21 protein-coding genes are annotated in these 24465 nt (G+C 62.4%); 15 read left to right on the plus strand and 6 right to left on the minus strand.

The window, feature by feature from the left end:
• Positions 1-151 precede the first annotated feature (151 nt).
• The 9 genes from FHS81_RS15220 (at position 152) to FHS81_RS15260 (ending at position 10843) form a co-directional block, all read left to right on the plus strand.
• Positions 152-1366: an SAM-dependent methyltransferase gene (locus tag FHS81_RS15220; RefSeq protein ID WP_246375054.1), complete on the plus strand. Its 1215-nt coding sequence runs from the start codon at positions 152-154 to the stop codon at positions 1364-1366.
• 124 nt (positions 1367-1490) lie between these two features.
• Positions 1491-1688: a TraR/DksA family transcriptional regulator gene (locus tag FHS81_RS19035; protein ID WP_235915716.1), complete on the plus strand. Its 198-nt coding sequence runs from the start codon at positions 1491-1493 to the stop codon at positions 1686-1688.
• Positions 1689-2147: 459 nt separating this feature from the next.
• Positions 2148-4067, plus strand: a complete 1920-nt coding sequence (locus FHS81_RS15230; RefSeq protein WP_183754390.1) for a potassium transporter Kup — start codon at positions 2148-2150, stop codon at positions 4065-4067.
• 181 nt (positions 4068-4248) lie between these two features.
• The gene (gene miaB / locus FHS81_RS15235) at positions 4249-5649 is read left to right on the plus strand and encodes a tRNA (N6-isopentenyl adenosine(37)-C2)-methylthiotransferase MiaB (RefSeq protein WP_343052506.1); all 1401 of its coding nucleotides are present in this window, start codon (positions 4249-4251) and stop codon (positions 5647-5649) included.
• Between the two features lie 122 nt (positions 5650-5771).
• On the plus strand, positions 5772-6848 hold the full coding sequence (locus FHS81_RS15240; protein ID WP_183754504.1) for a PhoH family protein: 1077 nt from the start codon (positions 5772-5774) through the stop codon (positions 6846-6848).
• A 60-nt stretch (positions 6849-6908) separates the two neighbouring features.
• Positions 6909-7403 (plus strand): rRNA maturation RNase YbeY, encoded by a 495-nt coding sequence (ybeY, locus tag FHS81_RS15245; protein WP_183754392.1) that lies wholly within the window; start codon positions 6909-6911, stop codon positions 7401-7403.
• Between the two features lie 7 nt (positions 7404-7410).
• The gene (locus FHS81_RS15250; protein WP_183754394.1) at positions 7411-8520 is read left to right on the plus strand and encodes a hemolysin family protein; all 1110 of its coding nucleotides are present in this window, start codon (positions 7411-7413) and stop codon (positions 8518-8520) included.
• Complete coding sequence (gene lnt / locus FHS81_RS15255; protein ID WP_246375055.1) at positions 8517-10196, plus strand: apolipoprotein N-acyltransferase; 1680 nt, start codon at positions 8517-8519, stop codon at positions 10194-10196. Before FHS81_RS15250 ends, lnt begins: the two co-directional genes overlap by 4 nt.
• A gap of 221 nt (positions 10197-10417) precedes the next feature.
• Positions 10418-10843, plus strand: coding sequence for a helix-turn-helix domain-containing protein (locus FHS81_RS15260; RefSeq protein ID WP_343052507.1), 426 nt, complete (start codon positions 10418-10420; stop codon positions 10841-10843).
• 79 nt (positions 10844-10922) lie between these two features.
• Here the strand turns inward: FHS81_RS15260 and FHS81_RS15265 are convergent, their stop codons facing one another.
• The gene (locus FHS81_RS15265; protein WP_183754396.1) at positions 10923-11261 is read right to left on the minus strand and encodes a hypothetical protein; all 339 of its coding nucleotides are present in this window, start codon (positions 11259-11261) and stop codon (positions 10923-10925) included.
• Between the two features lie 88 nt (positions 11262-11349).
• Here FHS81_RS15265 and metK point away from each other — a divergent pair, with 88 nt between their 5' ends.
• Complete coding sequence (gene metK / locus FHS81_RS15270) at positions 11350-12522, plus strand: methionine adenosyltransferase (protein WP_183754398.1); 1173 nt, start codon at positions 11350-11352, stop codon at positions 12520-12522.
• A gap of 28 nt (positions 12523-12550) precedes the next feature.
• Entirely contained in the window at positions 12551-13276 is a 726-nt protein-coding gene (gene trmB, locus FHS81_RS15275; protein ID WP_246375056.1) for a tRNA (guanine(46)-N(7))-methyltransferase TrmB, read from the plus strand.
• Positions 13277-13370: 94 nt separating this feature from the next.
• Here trmB and FHS81_RS15280 read toward each other — a convergent pair whose 3' ends face one another.
• A complete protein-coding gene (locus tag FHS81_RS15280) occupies positions 13371-14330 on the minus strand; it encodes a polyprenyl synthetase family protein (protein WP_183754400.1) in 960 nt (319 codons plus the stop codon).
• A 362-nt stretch (positions 14331-14692) separates the two neighbouring features.
• Between FHS81_RS15280 and mtgA the strand changes: the two genes are divergently transcribed.
• Both mtgA and rpmF read left to right on the plus strand, forming a co-directional pair.
• On the plus strand, positions 14693-15445 hold the full coding sequence (mtgA, locus tag FHS81_RS15285; protein WP_183754402.1) for a monofunctional biosynthetic peptidoglycan transglycosylase: 753 nt from the start codon (positions 14693-14695) through the stop codon (positions 15443-15445).
• A gap of 206 nt (positions 15446-15651) precedes the next feature.
• Positions 15652-15837, plus strand: a complete 186-nt coding sequence (gene rpmF, locus FHS81_RS15290) for a 50S ribosomal protein L32 (RefSeq protein WP_183754404.1) — start codon at positions 15652-15654, stop codon at positions 15835-15837.
• 123 nt (positions 15838-15960) lie between these two features.
• Here rpmF and FHS81_RS15295 read toward each other — a convergent pair whose 3' ends face one another.
• From FHS81_RS15295 to FHS81_RS15310, 4 genes are all read right to left on the minus strand, one after another.
• Positions 15961-16104, minus strand: coding sequence for a hypothetical protein (locus FHS81_RS15295; protein WP_183754407.1), 144 nt, complete (start codon positions 16102-16104; stop codon positions 15961-15963).
• Between the two features lie 37 nt (positions 16105-16141).
• Positions 16142-18061: a peptidoglycan L,D-endopeptidase MepK gene (locus FHS81_RS18755; RefSeq protein ID WP_246375057.1), complete on the minus strand. Its 1920-nt coding sequence runs from the start codon at positions 18059-18061 to the stop codon at positions 16142-16144.
• Between the two features lie 304 nt (positions 18062-18365).
• Entirely contained in the window at positions 18366-20249 is a 1884-nt protein-coding gene (locus FHS81_RS15305; RefSeq protein WP_183754409.1) for a L,D-transpeptidase family protein, read from the minus strand.
• Between the two features lie 229 nt (positions 20250-20478).
• Positions 20479-20847 (minus strand): hypothetical protein, encoded by a 369-nt coding sequence (locus tag FHS81_RS15310; RefSeq protein ID WP_183754411.1) that lies wholly within the window; start codon positions 20845-20847, stop codon positions 20479-20481.
• Positions 20848-21192: 345 nt separating this feature from the next.
• Between FHS81_RS15310 and FHS81_RS15315 the strand changes: the two genes are divergently transcribed.
• Positions 21193-23058: a M3 family oligoendopeptidase gene (locus FHS81_RS15315; protein WP_183754413.1), complete on the plus strand. Its 1866-nt coding sequence runs from the start codon at positions 21193-21195 to the stop codon at positions 23056-23058.
• A gap of 174 nt (positions 23059-23232) precedes the next feature.
• Positions 23233-24462: an efflux RND transporter periplasmic adaptor subunit gene (locus FHS81_RS15320; protein ID WP_246375058.1), complete on the plus strand. Its 1230-nt coding sequence runs from the start codon at positions 23233-23235 to the stop codon at positions 24460-24462.
• The last annotated feature ends 3 nt before the right edge of the window (positions 24463-24465 follow it).

Consider the following 24465-nt stretch of genomic DNA (forward strand, 5'->3'; position numbering starts at 1 on the left):
CGACCGCAGGTGCCGCTTGCGGCAGAAAATCCTTGTCTAGCGCTCGGATACAGGCGATCTTCACCTCAAACGACACGCCACTTGGGGAATGCAGGCTGAAATGAGTTTGCCACTTCGTCTTTTTCTTAAATCCATCGTTCGACAAGGCTGTTTGTCGGTTACCTATGCCAATGGTGAAACCAGCACCTATGGCAGCGACCAAGCAGGTTCCCGGATTGCCGTGGAGCTAGCTGACAAATCGCTTGAGCTCGAACTCATGCGCGATCCAGAGATGGTCCTGGGTGAAGCGTTCGCCGAGGGGCGGCTGCGCGTCATCTCTGGCACAATCTACGGTTTGCTGGAGCTGCTTTTCCTCAACACCCGAAGCGACGCGGGTGGACAGCGTCTGCTTGAGGTTCTTGAGCTTGCTCAACGCACTAAGGAGCGCGTGGTCAAATCGAACACAAAGCGCCGGTCGCGTCAGAACGTTGCGTTCCATTACGACCTTAGTCCGGCCCTGTATGACCTGTTTCTCGATCCGGAGCGGCAATATTCCTGCGCCTATTTCGAGTCTCCGACCATGACCCTGGAGGCTGCACAGGTTGCCAAGATGCGCCATCTTGCTTCCAAGCTTGCCCTCGAACCTCGCCAGAAGGTGTTGGACATCGGTTCAGGGTGGGGCGGACTCGGAATTTATCTCGCCCGATCCGCTGGGGTGGACGTCACGGGCGTAACCCTTTCCACCGAGCAGCATGCAGAATCCAACGCCCGCGCGAAGCGCCAGGGTCTCGAACAACATGTTCGCTTCGAGCTGCAGGACTACCGGAACGTCTCGGCTCGATATGATCGCATTGTTTCTGTCGGCATGCTCGAACACGTCGGCAAGGATCAGTTCGACACCTATTTCGCTAAGGTAGCGCAGGTTCTCGAAGAAGACGGCGTCGCCGTGATCCATGCGATCGGACAATTCGATGTTCCATCGCCAACCAACCCGTGGATTGAGAAGTATATCTTTCCAGGGGGCTACATTCCTTCGCTGTCGGAAATTGTTCAGTCGGTCGAACGCGCCGGCCTGATGACGACCGACATTGAGGTCCTGCGTTTACACTACGCGCAGACCCTAAGAGTATGGCGGAAGCGCTTTCTCGCCCGTCGGCATGACGCGATCCAGCTCTATGACGAGCGCTTCACAAGGCTCTGGGAGTTCTACCTCGCTGCATCGGAAATCGGCTTCCGGTATCGCGGTCTGATGGTGTTCCAGATCCAACTTGCCAAGAGGGTCGATTCCTTGCCGATCGTTCGCACTTACATGACCGAGCGGGAAGAGGAAATTCGCTGCGCCGATGAGTCTAGGGAGAACCGAGGTGAGATCAGAGCTGCTGAATGATTTCGCGTCCCTGATGAGGCAGGAGCTGGAAGAATTGGCTGCGCAGTCGGCCACTTCCGCTCAGTCCCGGCAGCCTGTGGAACTCGATCAGCAGAGCGTCGGGCGAATTTCGCGTGTGGACGCCATGCAGGTGCAGGCATTGGCTCAAACAGTCGAGAAGCGGAGGCAGGCTAGGGTTGCGCTGCTGCATCGGGCTCTACGGAAGATCGAAACAGGGGAATATGGCGTATGTGAAGGCTGTGAGGAGGACATTGCCGAGGGCCGTCTTCGAGTAGATCCCGCCGCGCGTCATTGTGTGAGATGTGCAGAACACGCACGGTAGCCACTGCGCACGCACACCTGCATAATCTGATTCAAGTACCGTTGACATTCTCCTTCACCAGGATCGACCGCGCCATGGCCGAGGAAGCCGATGCCCGTTTCTTCGACCTGCGCCATGAACCGCCAAAGCCGTGACGGCAGTTCGAGGCCCGCGTTCCGGGCGGTGATTATGAGGGCTATGTCGATTGCTATCACAATCGCAATGCGCGCAATGCGACTTTATGATGCGTACAATAAACAATGCGGCCCAACACTTTGATATACTTGATGTTAACATCGGATACCCTTGGCCGTCCACGAACCTGTCAACCGGCGAAAGGCCAGCGGCATCAAGGCGACGCAACGACAGACGCAGGTTTGACTGCGAGATCTGCCTGTCATTGGCAGGGGCATATCCTTGTGCTAAGAGCCCGGCCCTGCCTTGGGTCTTCACCAGAGGGCGCGTCTCGAAGGGTGATTGATGACGGACAATAACGTTGGCGTGGCGGACAACGCAGTTTCGCAACCGGAGAAGTCCGAACTGCCCCCGCAAAAAGCGCGTGCGCTCGTGCTGGGTGCGATCGGCGTCGTTTTCGGTGACATCGGCACCAGCCCGCTCTATGCGCTGCGCGAGTCCGCCCTCGCTGCCTCGGAGGGCGGCCCGTTGCTGGACTCCGCCGTGGTCGGCGTGCTGTCGCTGATCCTGTGGACGCTGATACTCGTCGTCACGTGTAAATACGTGCTGATATTGCTGCGCGCGGACAACAAAGGCGAAGGCGGAACGCTCACGCTGGTAGCGCTGGCACAGCGCGTGATGGGCAAAGGGCGCACGCCTATCCTGCTGCTGGGCATGCTCGGCGCGGCGCTTTTCTATGGCGACGCCATCATCTCGCCGGCGATGTCCGTGCTGTCCGCAGTGGAAGGCGTGAAGCTCGCCACCCCGGCGCTGGACGACTACATCGTGCCGATCACCATGGTCATCCTGATTGTGCTGTTCGTCGCCCAGCGTTATGGCACGGCAAAGGTCGCGGCGCTGTTCGGGCCGGTCATGGTCACGTGGTTCATCGCCATCGGGCTTGCAGGCCTGTTTCATCTGTTCGACAATCTCGCCGTTTTCCGCGCATTTAACCCCTACTACGGCGTGCTGTTTCTTTATGAACATCCGGGCATCGCCGTGATCGTGCTCGGCGCGGTATGCCTTGCGGCGACCGGGGCCGAGGCGCTTTATGCGGACCTTGGCCACTTCGGCCGCCGGCCTATCAGCCAGGCGTGGCTGTATTTCGTGTTTCCGGCTCTGGCGCTGAATTATCTTGGCCAGGGCGCGATGCTGATGAACCATCCCGAGGCCATCGACAACCCGTTCTTCCGCATGGTGCCGGAATGGGCGTTGCTGCCGTTCATCGTGCTGGCGACGCTGGCCACGGTCATCGCCTCGCAGGCTGGGATCACCGGGGCCTATTCGCTCACCCGGCAGGCTATCCAGCTTGGGCTGCTGCCGCGCATGGAAGTGCGCTTCACCTCGGCCGAGCATGCGGGGCAGATCTACATGCCGAAGGTCAACCGCATGCTGCTCGCGGGCGTGCTGGTGCTGGTGCTGTCGTTCCAGACGTCGAGCGCGCTATCACACGCTTATGGCATATCGGTGTTCGGCGCCATGCTGATGGATGGCCTGCTGGCCGTCATCGTCATCTGGAAGGGCTGGCGCTGGGGGTTGGCGGCAGCGCTGGCGCTGCTGCTGCCGTTCATCATCATCGACGGTGCCTTCCTCGCCGCCAACCTCGGCAAGCTCGTCTCCGGCGGCTGGGTGCCGGTGGTGCTGGCAGCGTTCCTCGTCGTCGTGATGGCGACATGGCGCAAGGGCACGGGCATCATCTTCGCCAAGACGCGCAAGAACGACGTGCCCGTGCAGGAACTGATCGGGATGCTGCGAGCCAACCCGCCACCGCGCGTGCCGGGGCTCGCCATCTTCCTGACCAGCGACCCCGAGACCGCTCCCACCGCGCTGCTGCACAACCTCAAGCACAACAAGGTGCTGCATGAGCGCAACGTCATCCTGACCATCGAGACGGACGACCTGCCGCGCCTGACGGACAGCGAGCGTGTGTCGCTGAAGGAAATCAGCGACGATTTCTGGCTGGTCAGAATGCACTTCGGCTACATGGAATCGCCCAACATCCCCTCGGGGCTGGCGATCCTGCGCAAGCAGGGGTTCAAGTTCGACATCATGTCCACGTCGTTCTTCCTGTCGCGGCGGTCTATCCGCCCGGCGGCGCATTCGGCGATGCCCATGTGGCAGCGCCACCTGTTCATGTCGCTGGCGCGCAACGCCGCCGACGCGACGGACTTCTTCCAGATCCCGACCGACCGCGTGGTGGAAGTGGGTACGCAGGTGAGCGTATAGCCTGTCGGAATGATGCCAAAAGCTGTGCAAAGATGCGCCGTATCGCTTCGGCGCATCTTTCTGTCACGCGAAGTGGACAAACGAATGTTTATCGTGCGATCTGAAATCGTGCTAGAGTAGGCGGCAGCGCCTAGACCGCGAGCCAACAGATCGCAAGCCAATCGCATTGCAAAGCAGGAACGTGAAGAAAAAAGTATACGTCAAGTCCTACGGCTGCCAGATGAACGCCTATGACGCGGAGCGCATGGCGGACGTCCTCGCCCCGCAAGGGTTCGTCGAGACGGACAGTGCCGAGGAAGCAGACCTCATCGTCCTCAACACATGCCACATCCGCGAGAAGGCCGCAGAAAAGGTCTATTCGGAGCTGGGCCGCCTGCGCGTCATGAAGGACGAGCGCAAGGCCGAAGGGCGCGACACCACCATCGTCGTCGCCGGCTGCGTGGCGCAGGCCGAGGGTGGCGAAATTCTCAAGCGCGCCTCCGCCGTCGATCTGGTGGTGGGGCCGCAAAGCTATCACAACCTGCCCGCCCTGCTGGAAAAAGCCCGGCGGGCACGTGTGGTGGACACGGAATTTCCCATCGAGGACAAGTTCGATCATCTGCCCGCCCCCTCGCGCGACAAGATCCGCTCGCGCGGCGTGTCTTCGTTCCTGACCATTCAGGAAGGTTGCGACAAGTTCTGCACCTTCTGCGTGGTGCCCTACACGCGCGGCGCGGAAATCTCGCGCCCGGTGGCCAAGATCATGGCCGAGGCCGAGCGGCTGGCGGCGGCTGGCGTGCGCGAGTTCACCGTCATCGGACAGAACGTCAACGCATATCACGGTGAAGGTCCGGACGGGCGCACGTGGTCGCTGGGGCGGTTGCTGCATCGTCTGGCCGAGGTGCCGGGGATCGCGCGTTTGCGCTATACCACCAGCCACCCGCGCGACATGGACGACGAACTCATCGACGCCCACCGCAATCTGCCGGCGCTGATGCCCTATCTGCACCTGCCGGTGCAATCCGGGTCGGATTCCATTCTGGCGGCGATGAACCGCAAGCACACGGGCGACGAATACCGCCGCATCATCGAGCGCACCCGCGCCGCGCGGCCGGATATCGCCCTGTCGTCGGACTTCATCGTCGGCTTCCCCGGTGAGACCGACGCTGATTTCGACGCCACGATGCAGCTTGTGCGCGAAATCGGCTTTGCCAGCGCCTATTCCTTCAAATACAGCCCCCGCCCCGGCACGCCCGCGGCGCAGATGGCGAATCAGGTTCCGGAAGATGTGAAAAGCGCCCGCCTTGCCGCGCTTCAGCAGGCGCTGGAGGAAGACAGGCAGCGGTTCCATCGCGCAACCGTCGGCCGCACCATCGACGTCCTCGTCGAGCGCAAAGGCCGCTATGCGGGGCAGATGGCCGGCAAATCGCCGTGGCTTCAGGGAGTTCAGTTCGACGATGAAACGGTCGCCATCGGCGACATCGTGCAGGTCGAGATCACCGGGACGGGCACCAACAGCCTGTTCGGGCAGCGCGTGGGCGCAGACCCGGCGTCGTTAACCGCAGTGCAGAGGCCGCATTCGACAGGAGCGAACGCGGCATGACCGTTCCAGCCTGAACCCAAGGAGAAGACATGGGCGCGAGAGTCAAGGAACTGCCGCACAAACAGCAACGTTTACGACAAGCTCTCCCGCCTTTTTCCGTCGATCCAACCCAACCGGCCTTCATGACCCCAGACCAGCCAGCAGCCTCCTCCCCCGACGCCGTCGACGTTTCCCTGACGTTCGATAACAATCGCCTCGCGAGCCTCGTGTTCGGGCTGTACGATCAGAACCTCGCCCATATCGAGCGCCGCCTCGGGCTGCAGGTCACCGCCAACGGCAATCATGTCGTCATCAAGGGACCGGCCTCGGTGGCCGAGCAGGCCAAGAACGTGCTGGAAGCTCTTTACGAGCGCGTGGCATCCGGCGTGACCATCACCACCGGCGAGGTGGACGGCGCCATCGAGGAAAGCAGCTTGCAGGGCTCGCTGTTTCCGGCCGCCGCGGAGCCGGTGGCCGAGGTGCGCGAGCGCGCCCCGTCCGGCCGCGCCAACTTCGAGCATATCAGCACCCGCCGGCGCGGCAACGTCAAGGCGCGCAACGCGGCGCAGGATGCTTACCTGCGCGCGCTGCGCCGTCACGAGCTGGTCTTCGCCGAAGGCCCCGCCGGCACGGGCAAGACGTGGCTTGCCGTCGGCCATGCCGTGCAGCTCATGGAGCAGGGCGTGGTGGAAAAACTCATTCTGTCGCGACCGGCAGTGGAAGCAGGCGAGCGGCTTGGCTTCCTGCCGGGCGATATGAAGGAAAAGGTCGATCCCTATCTGCGGCCGATTTACGATGCGCTTTATGATTTCATGGAAGCGCGCCACGTGGAGCGCGGCCTGTCAACGGGCGTGATCGAAATCGCGCCGCTGGCCTTCATGCGCGGGCGCACGCTCGCCAACGCCGCCGTGCTGCTCGATGAGGCCCAGAACGCCACGTCCATGCAGATGAAGATGTTCCTGACCCGTCTTGGAGAAGGGTCGCGCATGATCATCACCGGCGATCCGTCGCAGATCGACTTGCCTCCGGGCCAGAAATCCGGTCTTGTCGAGGCAACGCGCGTGCTGGAAGGCGTCGAGGGCATCGGGCATATCCGTTTCCGCGATGTCGATGTCGTCCGTCATCCGCTGGTCAGACGCATCGTCCATGCTTATGATCGCGAACATACGCGTGTGGTGGAGCAAACTGCGGCGACGCGCTCGGGGCCTTCCGCGTGGTAAACTCGCAAAGCTGGTTCTTTTGAGGCTGGTTCTTTTATTGATCGGTGTCTGGTGGAGTTGATGGCGCAAGCGTTGTCGGTCGATGTTCTCGTGCAATCCCAGCAATGGTCGGCGCTGGAAGGCGTCGAATCGCTGGTGGAGCGCGCGGCGGCCGCAGCGCTGGCACGCGGCAGCGTGCAAGTGCTGAACGGCGCTGAGCTGAGCGTGGCGCTGTCTGATGATGCCGCCGTACGGCAGCTCAACGCGCAATGGCGCGGCCTCGACAAACCTACCAACGTGCTGTCCTTCCCCGCCGCCGAGGCCGATGAGCTGGCCGACGCGCCTCACGTCGGCGATATCGTGCTGGCCTTTGAAACGGTGGCGCGCGAAGCCCGCGACGACGGCAAGACGCTCGCCGACCACACATCCCATCTCGTCATCCACGGCCTTCTGCATCTGCTCGGTTTCGACCACGAAACCGACGCGGAGGCTGAGGCCATGGAGGCGATTGAAATCGCGGCGCTGTCCGATCTGGGCATTGCCGATCCTTATGCCGACCTCGAACTGGAGACCTGAAAACGCCATGAGCGACGATCGAAGTCCGCCCTCCAAATCCGACGAGTCCGGATCCGGTCGCGAGGGCGACAGTTGGATCGACCGACTACTCACCGGTCTTGGATTGCGTAACGACACCTCCGTACGCGAAGCACTTGAAGATGCGCTGGAGGAAGGCTCCACCGGAAGCGACTTCACCGCGCAGGAACGTTCGCTGTTGCAGAACGTGCTCGATGTGAACGGATTGCGCGTCGTTGATACCATGGTGCCGCGCGCGGACATCATCGCCCTTCATGAAGATGTGTCGCTGGCCGAGGCGATCCGGGCATTCCGCGACGCCGGACATTCCCGCCTGCCGGTGTATGGCGAATCCCTCGACGATCCGCGCGGCATGGTACACATCCGCGATTTCCTTGAATTCATTGCGGAACGTGGCGGCGCGGCCTTCATCACCGCCGAAGGCGAGCTGCCGACACGGCTCGACATCGACCTTACCACCCCGCTCTCACAGGCCGCCGTTCTGCGTCCGGTTCTGTATGTGCCGCCGTCCATGCCGGTGATGGACCTGCTCGTGCGCATGCAGGCAACCCGCACCCATATGGCGCTGGTCATCGACGAATACGGCGGAACAGACGGTCTCATTTCCATGGAAGACATCATGGAAATGCTGGTGGGCAACATCGAGGACGAGCACGACCGCGAGGAGATTCCCGAGATCACGCAGACCGGGCCGCGCAGCTACGTCATCGACGCGCGCGCCGATCTCGACGACGTGGCTCAGGCCACCGGTTTCGACTTCGATACCATCGAGGTTTCGGAGGAAGTGGACACCATCGGCGGCCTGATCGTGACTCTGGCGGGACGCGTCCCCGAAGCTGGAGAGCGCATCGCCGGCCCGTTTGGACTGGTCTTCGATATTCTGGATGCCGATTCCCGCCGTCTCAAGCGGTTGCGGCTGTCCCTGGGCGGGGAGGACTCCGTCGCTCCCCTTCTGGCAGCCGAGCAGCCGAAACACGAACCTGCCGCCGTGTTCGATCTGACACGCGCCGACCGCAAGGAAGGCAAACTGCCGCCCGCCACCGAGGCAGCAGGCACGCCGGCCGCAGGTTCGCAGACTGCCATGCCGCCTGAAGCATGAGCCAGCCCGTGGCCATGCCGTGGCCGGCGACGCGCCTTGCCGCCGCGCGTAGGGGTGTGCGCTGGTTCATCGGCTTCGCCGCCGGGGCACTTGGCGCGCTGGCCATGCCGCCCTTCGGGCTTTGGCCGGTGCTCTTTCTATCGCTGCCTGTCGCGGTCTGGCTGATCGATGCCGTCTCGCGCGATCTCTGGCTCGGCGACGCCGGAAACATCCGCCGCCGCGCATTGGCTGCTGCCGCAATCGGCTGGTGGTTCGGGTTCGGTTATTTTCTGGCCGGGTTGTGGTGGCTCGGGTCCGCATTTCTTGTCGATGCCGATGAGTTTCTGTGGGCGCTGCCGCTGGGCGTCGTCGGTCTGCCGATGGTTCTGGCGCTGTTTACCGCGCTCGGTTTCGGTGTAAGCGGCGCGCTCTGGCGTGCGGACCTCTGGCGCATACCGCTGTTCACAGCCTTGCTGGCGCTGGCGGAATGGCTGCGCGCTACGCAGTTCACCGGCTTTCCATGGAACGCCTGGGGCATGGCGTTCGGGCAGGGCGATGTACTGGCGCAAACGGCCGCGCTTGGCGGGTTGCACTGGCTGACGCTGTTGGTCATTTTCATCCACGCTGCCCCGGCAACGCTTGCTGACACAGGCAGTCGCGGCGCACGTCTGGCCATGCCGGCGGCAGCGGGTGTCATGCTGGTACTTGCCGCTGCCTATGGCGTCTGGCGCATTCCCGCCGATTCCATGCCGGTGCTGCCGGATGTGCGCCTGCGTATCATGCAGCCCAACATCGATGAGGCAGAGCGGGCCGATCCGGCGTTTCGCGCCTCGACCATCCAGCGTTACGCTGCCATCAGCGCACAGGAAGGGCCGAACGGGGAAAGGCTGGAAGACGCCACGCATCTGATATGGCCGGAGTCGTCGTTTCCGTTTCTGATCGATCATACGCCCGAAGCGCTCGATGAGATCGCCGCCCTGCTTCCCGACGGCGCGGTGCTGATTACCGGCGCGGCGCGGGCCGATGCCCCCTTGCCGGGTGAAGATCGCTACCGCTTCTTCAACGCGATCAGGGTTTATGACAGCAATGCCCTGAGTCTGGGAACCTACGACAAGGTGCATCTGGTGCCGTTCGGGGAGTATCTGCCGTTCGATGGCCTGCTGCGCTGGCTGGGCATCCGCCAGTTCGTGCACACACCGGGCGGCTTCGAGGCAGGCGAGACACGCGAACCGCTCGTCGCGCCCGGATTGCCGCCGATATCGTCGCTGATCTGTTACGAGGCGATTTTTCCCGAAGAGGCCATTCTGCTTCCGCTGTCATCGGACAGCCGGGGACTGCTGCTCAATCTCACCAACGATGCGTGGTTCGGCCTCACGCCCGGCCCTTATCAACATTTCGCGCAATCGCGCCTGCGGGCCATCGAGCAGGGCCTGCCGCTGGTCCGTGCCGCCAACACCGGCATTTCCGGCGTGGTCGATCCGTTCGGCAGACCCGTCGCCCCTGTTCTGGCGCTGGGCACCGCCGGAATCGTCGATTCCGCCCTCCCCGAAGCGCTTGAGCCGACTGTTTTCGTGAAACTGCATGCCTTGGGCGGGCCGGTAATGTTCTGGTTGGGCGTTTTGGCCCTGTTCGTGGCCGGAATCGCTGCGCCACGCGGGCGGCGGGTCATTCCGGGTCGCCGTGGAGACGAACGATAACTTTGCCAGATCACTTAGTTGATATAATATGGTAGAGTAGTTCGGTCACCCGCCGTGTGAATGTCACAATTTGATGACAATCACACAGCCCGGATTATTCCGGTGACGACATCAGTCGTCTCCACAAGAGGCAGGATACATCCCCCCGAAAACGCTGTACAACCATCGGGCAGACAGCTCTTCGGCGGGTATCTCGCTTCGCTCTTCTTCGAGAGGAACATGTGACGAATAACGCGAACAAGGTCGACAGGCATGTCGGCGGCCGCGTCAAGACCCGGCGTCAACAGTTGGGCATGAGCCAGGAAAAACTGGGCAGCGCGCTCGGTATTACGTTCCAGCAGATCCAGAAATACGAAAAAGGCACGAACCGCATCAGCGCCAGCCGCCTGCAACAGATCGGCGCGGCCCTTGGTGTGCCGGCGGGATATTTTTTCGAAGGGCTGCAGGACGCGCCGTCACATGTTTCCGGCTTTGCCGAACCGGCCACGCCGGCATATACGGTCAGCACCACGCCGGCCGACGAAGGGTTGCGCCTGATGCGCGCTTTCATGCGGATCGGCGACCCTGCCGTTCGCGGTCGAATCATCGAGCTCGCCGAATCCATAGCCGAGCCGCGCGACATCCCGTCAAATTCCGACGAGGGGTGATATTTTGACATCTATCCGTTCTTTTTAGAGAACGAATTCGGTATCCCGGCTTGACCGGGCCGTCGCATGCTGCCAAGAGTCAAGATCTTCGAGAAGAACCAAGATCTTCGAGAATCGCTTTTTTGAAACGTATTCCGGTCGGATGGCTCCATCCTGCTGACGGGAATTTGTTTAAATTCAAGGAATCCGGAACGTCCGTCGTTCCTGATTCCGTATTAAACCGCACTTTGCGTCCAATTCGATGGATCGATTTGAACGCAAACCGTTCTGGAGAAAGCCTGAGGCTGTCTGCCCGCAGCGCCGGTATGCCGTCACAGCAGAGCCGGACGATGAACGAGCGGATGCGCCCCCGGTGAAATCGCCCCGGATTGACCGGTTTTCCATGGGGCCGGGTCTTTCCATTCAACTGTCTGTTCACGGTCCCCTCCGTCAGGTGGCATCCGCTTCCACCCGCACTGTCCGGGACTGTGGGCGAAGACGACGTCAGGCAACAGGGATATTGGATCGTGTCGCGCCAAGACTATCTTTTCACCAGCGAATCGGTTTCCGAAGGCCACCCGGACAAGGTGTGCGACCGCATTTCCGACACTGTCGTCGATGCGTACCTGTCCGTCGCCCCCGAGGCGCGGGTGGCGTGCGAAACGCTCGCAACCACGAACCGCGTGGTCATCGCCGGTGAGGTCCGTGGTCCTTCCGAGATCACAGCCGATTATCTGACCCATCTCGCACGCCTCGCGATCAAGGACATCGGCTACGAGCAGGATGGTTTCCACTGGCATGACGCCGATATCGAGGTGCTGCTGCACGCGCAGTCCGCGGACATTGCCCAGGGCGTCGATGCGGCCGGCAACAAGGACGAAGGCGCTGGCGATCAGGGCATCATGTTCGGCTACGCCGTGCGCGAGACGCCGGAGCTGATGCCGGCCCCCATCTACTACGCCCATCGCATTCTGAAGCGTCTGGCCGAAGCGCGCCACTCCGGCGAATCAGGCACGCTCGGCCCGGATGCCAAGAGCCAGGTGACGGTGCGTTACGCTGACGGCAAGCCAGTGGGCGTGACCCAGATCGTGGTATCGACGCAGCATCTGGACGAATCGCTCAGCTCCAACGATGTCCGCGCCATTATCGAGCCCTACGTGCGCGAGGCCCTGCCTGATGGCTGGATCGACGCAAAGACCGTGTGGCACGTGAACCCCACCGGCAAGTTCGTGATCGGCGGTCCGGATGGCGACGCTGGCCTCACCGGCCGCAAGATCATCGTCGACACCTACGGCGGCGCTGCGCCCCACGGCGGCGGCGCATTTTCGGGCAAGGATCCGACCAAGGTCGACCGTTCCGCCGCCTATGCCGCACGCTACCTGGCGAAGAACGTTGTGGCGGCGGACCTTGCCGACCGTGTCACCATCCAGCTGTCCTACGCTATCGGCGTGGCACAGCCGCTCTCGCTCTATGTCGACACGCACGGCACCGGCCGCGTGGATGAGGCGAAGCTGGAGGATGTGCTGCTGAAGGTTATCGACCTGTCGCCGCGCGGCATCCGTGAGCACCTGTCGCTGAACCGCCCCATCTACGCACGCACTTCCGCTTACGGCCATTTTGGCCGCCCGCCGGAAGAGGATGGCGGTTTCTCGTGGGAGCGCATCGACCTTGTCGATGAATTGCGTTCGGCCATCGGCTGATTTCCCGCTGCAAACCGACGATCGCATCATGATGACACCCGACGACCCCTCCGCCACGGCGGAGGGACCAGAGGCGGAAAGCCCGTGGTCGAACACCTTTTATGGCAGGCGCAAGGGCAAACGCCTGCGCGACAGACAGGCTGAACTTATCGCCGATCTGCTGCCCCGGTTGCGGCTGCCGGAGAGCGGCCCGCTTGATCCCCCTGCCCTGTTCGACACGCCGGTTGATGACATATGGCTGGAAATCGGCTTCGGCGGCGGTGAGCACCTGATCGCGCAGGCGCAAGCATATCGCAACGTGGGCATCATCGGCTGCGAGCCATTCATCAACGGCATGGCCAAATTGCTGTCGCATGTCGATGAGGCCGGCATCGGTAATGTGCGTCTGCACGATGCCGATGCTGTTCCGGTTCTTGGCCGGTTGCCGGACGCCAGCATCGGGCATGCGTTCATTCTGTATCCCGATCCGTGGCCCAAACGCCGGCATCGCAGACGCCGCATCATTTCCGACGCAACGCTGGCGCAACTTGGGCGGGTGATTCGCCCGGGCGGCCTGTTGCGGTTTGCCACGGACATCGACGATTATGCCGCGTGGACATTGGCGCGCATTGGCCGCTCGTCTGATTTTATCTGGCAGGCGGCCTGCGCCGACGACTGGCGCAAGCCTTGGGATGGCTGGATCAGCACCCGCTACGAGCAGAAAGCTTTTCGCGAGGGGCGCAAGCCGAGCTACATCACGGCTATCCGACGATAGAACGCGGGGCATTCCGGCTTCTATCTTTATAACGCTAGAGAATCTGTCGCGTGCTGTCCGGGATATCCTCCCGGCCAGCGCGTTTTTTATCGGATCAGAATTTGCGCAGGGCTGTGAAGCGCGCTGCCGCACGCAGCGTGTCGGCCTTCGCGCCGAAAGACGACAGTGCGCCGATGGCGGTTTCAACGAGCGTATCCCGCTCGCGGCGCGCACGATCCGGACCCAACACCGCAACCAGCGTGGCTTTGCCTTTTTCGCTGTCCTTGGCGGCGCGCTTGCCGAGCGCCTCCGTGCTGGATTCGAGATCGAGCAAGTCGTCAGCGATCTGGAAAGCCGCGCCCAGAGCCCGGCCATAAGTGCCCAAGGCCTGCCGCTCTGTCAGCGATGCCCGGCCGATGGTGGCGCCGGCATCGATCGCATAGGCGAAAAGAGCCCCGGTTTTCATGGCCTGAAGCCGGCGCACGCGTGCTTCATCCAGCAGGACATCGCCGTAACGTCCCTCCGCTGCCAGATCGATTATCTGGCCGCCGACCATGCCGCCGACACCGGCAGCACGCGCCAGGCCCTGCACAAGGGCGACGCGAACGGCTGGATCGGCATGGCTGGTTTCATCGGCCGCGACATCGAAAGCCAGCGTAAGCAGCGCATCTCCCGCCAGAATAGCGGTGGCCTCGTCGAATTCCCTGTGGACGGTGGGTCGGCCGCGCCGCAGATCGTCGTCATCCATGGATGGCAGATCGTCGTGAACCAGCGAGTAACCGTGAACGAGTTCCAGCGCGCAGGCAGCGTTCAGCGCATGGGCAAACGGCACGTCAAACAGAGCAGCCGTCTCGATGACGAGGAACGGTCGCAGGCGCTTGCCGCCGCCCAGCATGGCGTGGCGCATGGCGGCAATCAGCCGGGCCGGGCGGGCCGTCTCACCGCGGCGCGGCGCATCATCCAGCAAAGCCGCAATGCGCTCCTCGACAGCGGATGCCACCGCAGTCAATCGGCGCTGGAACGCGGCCTCCGGATCAAGATCGGTACCCGTGATATGGGTTGCCTGCACTTCCATGGCTTTACCTTTCCCGACATCATGGCGCAGCACGCGCCTAACCCGTCAACCTGACTTCACAATCACGCCCGGTGCGGTATCATCCGGGCGCATCCGGGGAAAGCCTTACGCTTGCCCGGTGAGGAAGCTTCCCTTCTTCTTTCAGCTTCGTCAGCTCGTGTCCATATGGGAGATGCCCGAAGGCGTGAGCCACCGCAAACAAGCAGGGCAGTTTACGTTCAAGCCGATTCATCGCGTTGAACGCAAGTTGCGGTAAAATACAGAATTGAGAGCGCTTGTTCCGATTCTGTCAGGACAAGCGCAGAATAAGCGCTCTTGGGCCGGGAAGCGCCCGAACATTGTCACCAGGCGCCGGGGGGCCCATGACGACTAGACGCCGTTCCATGCAAGACGGGGCCGATACCCCGCGCGCTTCCGTGTCTTGGCTTTCCGTGTCCTGGCTGCGGCGCGTCATACGCCGCCTTATCCTGCTCGTGGTGCTCCTGGCCGCATTGCCGTTTGTGCTGCTGGCGCTTTACGGCTTCGTGCCGCCTGTCTCGACGCTGATGATCGGCCGCTGGGCCACGCTTCAACCAGTGGACCGGCAATGGACCTCTCTGGATGCCATTGCCCCCGCGTTGACGCAGGCCGTGATCGCCGCTGAAGATTCGCGCTTCTGCCTGCACGGGGGCGTGGATTGGAGCGCCTTGCAGCAGGTGGTCAACACCGCATCCGAGGATGGGCCATCTCGCGGGGCCTCGACCATTCCCATGCAGACGGTCAAGAACCTCGTGCTGTGGCCGGGCCGTTCCTACTTGCGCAAGGGACTTGAACTGCCGCTGTCGCTCTATGCCGACACCATCTGGTCGAAACGGCGCATGATGGAGAACTATCTCAACATCGCCGAATGGGGAGAGGGCGTTTTCGGCGCACAGGCAGCCGCGCGCCACCACTTCGGCAAGGACGCCGCCAACCTCACCCGCCGCGAGGCAGCTCTGCTGGCGGCCGCCCTGCCCAACCCCCTCGCGCGCAATCCTGCCAACCCAAGCCGCATGCACGCCCGCACCGCCAACCGCCTTCTCGGCAGAATGCCAAATGAAGATACCCGTTGCCTGGCAAAAACGGAGCCGGCATAAACAGAGTGAACTACCTTTGAGATCGGTTTTTTGAAGCATGATCGTCTGAAGCGGCCCACTGACGCAGCCGCACTGTCAAAAAACTGTCCAAAAATTACTAGCCAAGGCTGCCAGAATCGAGTAAAAGCCCCCATCCCATTGAAATTTGAGCACGGATGGGTTCCGCCCGGTTTCGCCGTGCAGTTGCCATTGATCGGAGTTGAGCCATGGCCGTTCCTAAAAGAAAAACCTCGCCGGCAAAGCGCGGCCATCGTCGTTCCGCCGATGCGCTGGCTAACCCGACCTACATCGAAGACAAGGATTCCGGCGAGCTGCGTCGCCCGCATCACGTCGATCTGAAGACGGGTCTCTATCGCGGCCGTCAGATCCTGAAGCCCCGCGACGACGCATAAGGGTCTTCCGCCTCAACAATTTGTTGGCGCACCAATCAAAAGCGGGATGACGATCACCATCGTCATCCCGCTTTTTGTTTCTCCACGGAGAACAGCGATAAGGTTTGAGCGCATAAAGCGTTTTCAAGCAAAGCGGATGCCGCTTTGCGTGAAGAAAGCGCGTAAAACCAATAAGATAGAGTATTTCTGCATTTCAACGAAATGCCGAAATACTCCAGCCTGAAAAAGAAAAGCGCGCCACCGGAACAAGCCGGTGGCGCGCTTCATTATATGATTAAGAGAGTAATAACCGATTACGGTCCGGTTACTCGCTCAGGCGTGACACCGGGAGAGGCGCAACGGCGGCACCGCTGAAGCTGTCCGTCGACAAGCCAGTGGCGTTCGCGTTGTTGGTGAACTCCATCTGCACGACCACCGGCGGCGCAGCCGTCACCGGGCCGCGTGCGCGGACGGACGGTTCAGCCGTGACCACCTTCGCCGTGCGTACTGTGGCACGCGGCAAGGGCTTGGTTTCGGTCGCAACGGTAGCGAAGAGTTGCGTCAGCGCGCGCCGCTCGTCATTAACAGTTGCCGGAGGCAAGGACGGGGACAGTCTCACGGATGCTGGCGGACGCACCGGCGTCGCGGTTGGTGCCTTCTGTTCCGCGCTCTGTGCTTGAGCCACGGCGGCGACCATCTGCGGGCGCGAGGGCGGCAAGGGTGGAGCGATGCTGACGGGTTCCGGAGCATAAGCGAGCGCTGCCGTCTGGATGGTGGTATCGGCCTGTCCCTCGCCCCACGTCTCCGACGCGGACGCCAGCGCCGCCAGCGCATTGCGATCTCTTGCCGAGGCTACAGCGAGTTCCTGCGGCCGCGTGGGCGGAGCGGGAATAGCCGGACCGAGCGTTGCCACCACCGTCGATTCGCCCGGCACAGCGGCGAGCGCCGGGATACCCGGACGCGCAGGAGGCAGTGTCGCAACCAGCGCCGGAGCGGTATCCGGAATTGCCGGTGGTTCTGTCGCGGGGGCCGGGCCGGGAACGAAGACCGGCGTCGGCCGTGCGACCGGAAGCGGTCCTTCGAAAACCTCTTCGGGTACGGGAGGCTGAACTGCCGGTGTCGCGGGAAGGAGCGTTACAGGCCGACCGCCACGTCCGATCGGCGCGGGTTGCGGCGCAGCTGCAGGTGCGGGGGCTGGCTCGGGCTCCGGAGCCCGAGCCACCTGGCGCGGAGCGTTATTCGCATTACGCCTGCTCTCGGCGAGGAAGAAACTACGCGGATCGCTGTCAGCCTCGGTGTCCGGAGCAGCCTGCTGCTGGCTCGAAGGCCGAGAGGCCACCTGACGGCGGGAAGCGGTATCGGCGACATCCGCATCTTCCGCTTCGTCCGCGCCGCCGAAAAGCGTCGCCCAGAAACTGCGCCGGCGCTGCGGCTGGCTTGCTGCCTCCGCAACGGCCGCCGCGCTCATACCGGGAACCAGATCTCCGCGCGCGATGATGGTTTGCCGCGCGGCCTCATAGCCTTGCAGCGGCTTTCCGTCTGCAGGGAGATGGACTGTCCGGCCATCCGGGAACAGACGCTCAAGCTGGTTGCGCGGCATGCGCGGCCATGAACGGACAGAGCCCGAATCGAGATGGACGAAAGGAACGTTGGGATAATACCCGACGCCGCCGCGTTGCAGACGCATGCCGATGGCGCGCACCCTGGCCATGTCCGCGTCGGGCAAGGCGAAATCGAGCGCGCGGCCTTGCGTGTGCTGGCTGTTCTTGGCAACCGCGCTTGAACGGCGACGCAGCATCGCATTGGTTTTCGGCGAGCGGTAGGCCGACAGCACCTTGATGGTGCCGCGCGATCCTGCCTCACGCTGCGCGGCCCAGACGATGTCGAACAGCTTGGGATCCATGGAAATGGATTCGTCGTTGCGCCAGTCGCGCAGGAACCAGTTCAGCTTCTGCAACTCGGCGCGGTCGTAGCGGCCGTTGCGGCGGAAGGTGACGGTCAGCGATTCACGGGTGTGCGCGTGATAGAACGACAGCGTACGGGTATCGCCATTGGCGATGGCGTTCTGCAATCCGCCGGTGCCGGCGAACAGCGCGCCGAACGTGGTCGCTATGCCAAGGCACCCCAGAAGCGCCGGGCGCAGCCATGACGAATATGATGCCGCCTTCCCTGAGCCCGAACCGGGGGCGGCAGGAAAGATCCAGCCATTGAAACGTGGCGTCAGCCGTGTGCGCGTCGAATGCAAAAGAATACTCGTCCGTTGCACAACCATCCGACAAGGATGGCCGTCGTTACGATGGATCACGATCCGGTAGGCGGCAACCACCTCCGACCATCCCACTCTTGCCGAGATGCGTTAAGGAGAAGTTAGCTTTACGCAGGAGAATCATCAACCTGTTGCGCACAGGAAACATAAGCAAAAATTCAATTCGCGCCAGTTAAAATGCCCTGCGCCGGCGAACATCCCGAACCAATTCAGGAGTTATCCAGTCCAGCCGGCAAAACAGCCGGCCACGGAAGCCTCAAACTGGAACTCATCGAGACAAAACTTATATCGCTTTGTCACCCTGCTGCGCGCCGGGTTGCTTCCTGTCGTGCGCGGAAAGCGCGGCTCTGATGCGCTGATCGTAGCCATAAACATCCGGCAGGGTCCGAATTTTCCCGTCGGCATCCACTGTCAGCGTGAAGTAGGTGAGATGAATCGGCAGAGGCGTTTCCAGTTTGACACTACGCTCCCGGCCACCGACCTGCCGTTGGAGACGGTCTTCCGTCCAGCCGCCGCCCAGCACCTGTTCTGCCAGCTTCATGGGATTCTCGACGCGGATGCACCCGTTGCTTAACGCGCGTTCCGAGCGCTGGAACAAGCTGCGATTGGGCGTATCGTGAAGGTAGATCGCCAGATCGTTGGGGAACATGAACTTGACCTGCCCCAGAGCGTTCTTTGGCCCCGGCGGCTGGCGCACGGAGATCGTATTGCCCCGGCGCGTCACCTCATAGCCGCGCTTTGCGGCATATTGCGGATCGCGCGCGAGACCCGGCAGAAACTGCTTCTTGAGTATGGACGGCGGCACGTACCATGAGGGATTGAGAACGATGTAGCGCATCGTATCGGAAAACACCGGCGTCGGTGTATCGTTTGCACCGATGATGCCGCGCGTACGGTGCACGATCCGGCCACCGTCCACGATCTTCACGTCCTGCTCCGGCACATTCACCAATATGTGGCGCTCGCCAAGATCATGCGGAAACCAGCGCCAGCGCTCCATATTAAGCTGGATTGCCGCCACGAGGCGGCCCGTATCAGCCGTGCGGGCCACTGGAATGGCGGCATCGCCGCCGCCGGCCAGCGCGACGACCGTGCGGCGATTGACCGCGCCATTACCCGGCAGGCCACGCTCCCGCTGAAATGCCGCCACCGCATCGGCAAGACGCGCATCGTAAACTCGCGCTTCCTCGACATCGTCCACGGGGTTGATGCCCAGCTGCGCACGGATCAGCGGCACCCGCTCATCACGCATGCCGACGGTGATGGTCGGCCCCGGCGCCAGGCGTGCCACCGGCACAGGGGGCACTCGCGGCCCACCGCGCAGTTCGGCCAGCTTGCGCCTCAACGCGTGATATTGCGCCGCGCGCGGGTGATAATCTTCCAGCACGCGCCCCGCCCCGTCACCAGCCGCGATGACAGCCGCAAGCACGGCGTCCGCCTCCGGCAAATCGAGTTGCGGCATGACGAGCGTACCGATCTTGTTGCGATCGAGGCGTGCGCCGCGCGCGTCGCGGGCATAGGCAACAACGGCAGCCGACAGAGCGATGTCCGCATGCGCGACGGCTTCTGCCCCATCCGGCACCTCAACGGAAACGGCATAACGGGCGGGTGTCAGAGCGTGGCTTTCCGCGTCGGCCAAAACCGCCAGAGCGGCACGGGCGGCATGCGTCCATGCGCCGCCATCGATCCAGAACGGCGCAAAGCCTCGCGCCTCATAGGCACTGACAACCACACTCCGCTGCTGGCGCGGAATCGCCGTACCCAGCACATTGGTATCGCCCAGAAGCAGAGCGCCGATGAATGTCGCCGTATCGGGTGCGGGAATGTCGAGCGGCGCCGGTGCGTCGGGCAGCGGCATGCCGATTTCGTCAAGGCCGCGGCCGCCGCCCCACCCGCGCTTCATGTCATAAGCACCGGAGCTGGCACCGGCGGTGTCGTCTGCGGGAGGAGAATCGGCGAGAGAACCGGACAACATGAAATCTTCGCCGCTCGTCGCAACATCCGGAGTGATGGAGCCGGTGACGATGGGTTCGGCGGTAACAGGCAACGGGTTTGCAAATGCGGGCAGCGTCACGCTCGCAGTCAAGGCAGAAGCGACCGTTACCCCGAGCAGGGTCATCCGGCCCGAGTCATATCCTTGCCTCCAGATCCGGCCATTGCGTGCCATATCCGCCCGTCTCCCGTCTGCCGAACGCTGCCATGTCTCCTTCCAGGAAGGTTCAGCAGCGTCAGGCTAATGCAGTCTGACAGGCATCAGAACAGACGTCCTTAAAATTTCGGTAAAACAACGAAATTGTTCAGGGGAAATTCATGTCACCGCCGGCGACGACACGCATCACGATCAGGTGACGGCAAGCCGGACCGGCAGGCCATCACCTGAAATGCCGCAAACTGGACTACCTGTCGCCGAGCTTCTGGACGGACATGGGCTTGTCGATGCCAGGCCAGGCATGGCCGGGAGGATGCGCCGCGTGATGCCGGGCACCCAGATCGTAGGCCTCCATCCCGGGTGTCATCAGATCGCCGCCGTGCATCCGCAGCATATCCACCTTGGGATTGATGGAGCCTGAGAACCCCGGATCGACGGTGTTGCGAACAGAGTTGGCGAACACCGGCAAGGCCGCCATCACGATGACAGCCAGCGCCGCCGCCCAGAGCAGAGCTCTCCAGCCTGTATCATATGTCTGTCCGCTGACGAGTTTCTGTACGCCGACCGAGCCACCGCGCGGCGCATTCGCGTGCCAGGCGCATCTGTCCCTGTTCAATGTGCTTATCCTCCCGGGCTGTTTTCATCAGCCCCCGCCATCCGGTCACTTCATGTGACCATTCAGCGCAGCCGTGGTCCATCTAACGTGGACCATCAGGCACATGGCGCATCTGGCGAAAGTCATTCCGTATACTCGGACACTGGGAATACTTTCTCGTCTAATATTATGTCGGCAATTTAATTTTGTAAATTACGTCTCACCTTTCATGGCCCAGAATGTGAATATCTTGTGGATAAATTTATCGCGCCAATTGCCGTGCAGCGAATCGTTCATCCTCAAAATAGTCTCCGGCAGCTTGTTCTAGTATCTTGCCGGCCCGAATGGCCCAGATGGAGAGTCGTCATGCCCTTGAAGACAGCAGCAGTTCTCTGCCGCACCGCCGCCGGAATGTCCGCGCCCGCAAATGCCGCGACCGATCTGCCGTCAGCGCTCTCCAACCTTCCCGTTTGGAATCTGGGCGACCTCTACTCCGGCATCGACGCGCCGGAATTTGCCGCCGACCTGGCGAAGGCGCAGGAGCAGGCGGAGAGTTTCCGCACCGATTACGCCGGTAAGCTCGACACGTTGCTGCGCGGCGACGATGCTTCCGCATCCCTCGGCGCGGCAGTGGCCCGCTATGAGGCGTTGGAGGATTTGCTAGGCCGTCTCATCTCCTTTGCAGGACTGGTCTATTTCGGCGAAACGACCGACCCCGCGCGCGCCAAGTTTTATGGCGATACCCAGGACAAGCTGACCACCATCAGTTCCGGGCTGCTGTTCTTTCCGCTGGAGATCAACCGGCTCGATGACGCGTTGCTGGCGGAAGCCGCGACCCGTGAGCCGCTGTCACGCTGGAAGCCGTGGATCGAGGATCTGGCCAAGGACAAGCCCTACCAGCTCGACGACGCGCTTGAAAAACTGTTCCACGAAAAATCCGTGACCGGGCGCGGCGCATGGAACCGCCTCTATGACGAAACGCTGGCTGCATTGCGGTTCGACCTGCGCGGCAAGTCGCTGACGCTTGAGGAAACCCTGGACAAGCTTCAGGATCCGGATGGCAGCCTGCGCAAGGATGCCAGCGACGCGTTGGCGAAGGTTTTCGCGGAGAATGCCCGCGTCTTTACGCTGGTGACCAACACCCTCGCCAAGGACAAGGAAATCTCCGACCGCTGGCGCGGTTTCAAGGATATTGCCGATTCACGCCACCTCGCCAACCGGGTCGAGCCTGAGGTAGTCGAGGCGCTCGTCGAGGCGGTCCGCGCCGCCTATCCACGGCTGTCGCACCGCTATTACAAGCTGAAGGCGAAGTGGCTCGGCAAGGATGTGCTGGAAAACTGGGACCGCAACGCGCCGTTGCCGGAAACCGACAACCGCATCATCGGCTGGGACGAAGCGCGCAAGACCGTGCTCGACGCGTATGGCGATTTCTCGCCGCGCATGGCGGAGATCGCCGGGCGTTTCTTCGATCGCCACTGGATCGACGCTCCAACCCGCCCCGGCAAGGCTCCGGGCGCGTTCGCGCACCCGACGGTGCCCTCGGCCCACCCTTATGTGCTGCTCAATTATCTCGGCAAGCCGCGTGACGTGATGACACTGGCGCATGAGCTGGGACATGGCGTGCATCAGGTGCTCGCCGCCGAGCAAGGAGCGTTGATGGCGCCCACGCCGTTGACGCTGGCGGAAACGGCGTCGGTATTCGGCGAGATGCTGACCTTCCGGAAGTTGCTGTCGGCAACCACCGACCCGGTGCAGCGCAGGGTGCTGCTGGCGACCAAGGTGGAGGACATGATCAACACCGTGGTCCGGCAAATCGCTTTCTACCAGTTCGAGCGCAAGGTCCACGCCGCGCGCCGCGAAGGCGAACTCACCACCGAGCAGATCAACGATCTTTGGCTTTCCGTGCAGGGCGAGAGCCTCGGGCCGGCGATCCGCCTCAATCCCGGCTACGAAACGTTCTGGACCTATATTCCGCACTTCATCCATTCGCCCTTCTATGTCTATGCCTATGCCTTCGGGGATTGCCTGGTGAACTCGCTTTATGGCGTGTACCAGAACGCGGAGGACGGTTTCGTCGACAAGTATTTCACCTTGCTCTCCGCTGGTGGATCGAAGGGGTACCGGGAGCTGCTCCAGCCCTTCGGCCTCGATGCAGGCGATCCGGCATTCTGGCAGTACGGCCTCAATGTCATCGACGGTTTCATCAGCGAATTGGAAGCGCTGGAAGCCTGAAACGGGGTCCGGGCGGTGCCGCTTCGCACATGCAAACGCCCAGCGGCGGGATGCATGCTTGACTCTTGACACCGGAGAATGGTCTTTCCAATCGGCGCTATTTTTCCCGTCCGAAGGCTGACTGCCTTCGGACGGACTTGTCATGGTCATCGAATGAAACCCAGGACTGATTTCATGCATGTCCCTTCGTCCCTCAGGGCTTTTCTCGTCGGCATGTCCCTGCTGTCTCCTCTGGCCCTCGCCGCATGCTCGGATGAGAGCCAGCAGCAACAGCAAGGCGGAGGGCCGGCCATGCCGCCCATGCCTGTTGGCATCGTTACCGTTGAGGCGGAGGCGATACCGATCGTCAACGAACTGCCCGGCCGTATCAGAGCGACCCGCATTGCCGAAGTCCGGCCGCGCGTATCCGGCATCCTGATCGAGCGGGTGTTCACGCAAGGTGGCCATGTCGATGAAGGTGACGTGCTTTATCGCATAGATCCCGAACCCTTCCGGCTGGAAGTGGAGCGTGCCGAGGCCGCCATGCAGCGCGCCGAGGCAACGCAGTTGCGCGCCAATCAGGAAGCTGACCGCGTGAAGGAGCTGCAGGCCCGTAAAGTTGCCAGCACCCAGGCGCTGGAAAACAGCGTCGCCGGAGCAGCCCAGGCCGCTGCCGACGTGGCTTCCGCGAGAGCTGCGCTGTCGACGGCCAAGCTTAATCTCGAATATACTGAAGTGAAGGCGCCGATCAGTGGTCGCATCGGCCGTGCGTTGATCACCGAGGGAGCGCTTGTCAGCTCCACCTCGCAAGAGCCTCTGGCGCTGATCCAGCAGCTTGACCCCATCTATGCCGACTTCACGCAATCGGTGAACGATCAGCTCAACCTCCGGCGTGCCGCAGCTTCTGGCACAATAACCGGGGCGAGCGAGACCGAAGTGCCGGTGCGGTTGCTGTTCGACGACGGCACGCCCTATGAGGAACCCGGACGGCTGCTGTTCTCGGAATCGACTGTCGACGCAACCACCGGACAGGTGACCATGCGCGCCCAGTTCCCCAATCCCAAGGATGATCTGCTGCCCGGCATGTACGTGCGCGTGCAGGTTGAGCAGGGTATCGAGAACGCAGCCATCGCCGTGCCGCAGCAGGCCATCCAGCGCGACACCGGCGGACAGGCGCTTATCTATGTCGTGGATGACGAGTCGAAAATCGCTGTGAGGCCGGTGAAGACCGGGCGCATCATCGGTGGCCGGTGGGTCATCAGCGAGGGTCTCAATTCCGGGGACCGGGTCGTGGTGGAAGGCTTCCAGAAGGTCCGTCCCGGTGCGCCGGTCGCGGCCTCTGACTGGAAGCCGCGGGAAGCGGTGCAGGCCGCGGCGGAGGGGCAGCCGCCCGCCGCCACGGAGCCTGCGGCAGGCGGCCAGTAAGGA

The sequence above is a fragment of the Pseudochelatococcus contaminans genome, from assembly GCF_014195635.1.
Lineage (GTDB): Bacteria > Pseudomonadota > Alphaproteobacteria > Rhizobiales > Beijerinckiaceae > Pseudochelatococcus > Pseudochelatococcus contaminans.

Bases quoted from the DNA above. Each gene is read 5' to 3' on its own strand.
- FHS81_RS19035 (WP_235915716.1), top strand. From the start codon at position 1,491: ATGCAGGTGCAGGCATTGGCTCAAACAGTCGAGAAGCGGAGGCAGGCT.
- FHS81_RS15230 (WP_183754390.1), top strand. From the start codon at position 2,148: ATGACGGACAATAACGTTGGCGTGGCGGACAACGCAGTTTCGCAACCG.
- FHS81_RS15240 (WP_183754504.1), top strand. From the start codon at position 5,772: ATGACCCCAGACCAGCCAGCAGCCTCCTCCCCCGACGCCGTCGACGTT.
- ybeY (WP_183754392.1), top strand. From the start codon at position 6,909: ATGGCGCAAGCGTTGTCGGTCGATGTTCTCGTGCAATCCCAGCAATGG.
- FHS81_RS15250 (WP_183754394.1), top strand. From the start codon at position 7,411: ATGAGCGACGATCGAAGTCCGCCCTCCAAATCCGACGAGTCCGGATCC.
- lnt (WP_246375055.1), top strand. From the start codon at position 8,517: ATGAGCCAGCCCGTGGCCATGCCGTGGCCGGCGACGCGCCTTGCCGCC.
- trmB (WP_246375056.1), top strand. From the start codon at position 12,551: ATGATGACACCCGACGACCCCTCCGCCACGGCGGAGGGACCAGAGGCG.
- FHS81_RS15280 (WP_183754400.1), bottom strand. From the start codon at position 14,330: ATGGAAGTGCAGGCAACCCATATCACGGGTACCGATCTTGATCCGGAG.
- mtgA (WP_183754402.1), top strand. From the start codon at position 14,693: ATGACGACTAGACGCCGTTCCATGCAAGACGGGGCCGATACCCCGCGC.
- rpmF (WP_183754404.1), top strand. From the start codon at position 15,652: ATGGCCGTTCCTAAAAGAAAAACCTCGCCGGCAAAGCGCGGCCATCGT.
- FHS81_RS15295 (WP_183754407.1), bottom strand. From the start codon at position 16,104: ATGAAGCGCGCCACCGGCTTGTTCCGGTGGCGCGCTTTTCTTTTTCAG.
- FHS81_RS15305 (WP_183754409.1), bottom strand. From the start codon at position 20,249: ATGGCACGCAATGGCCGGATCTGGAGGCAAGGATATGACTCGGGCCGG.
- FHS81_RS15315 (WP_183754413.1), top strand. From the start codon at position 21,193: ATGCCCTTGAAGACAGCAGCAGTTCTCTGCCGCACCGCCGCCGGAATG.
- FHS81_RS15320 (WP_246375058.1), top strand. From the start codon at position 23,233: ATGCATGTCCCTTCGTCCCTCAGGGCTTTTCTCGTCGGCATGTCCCTG.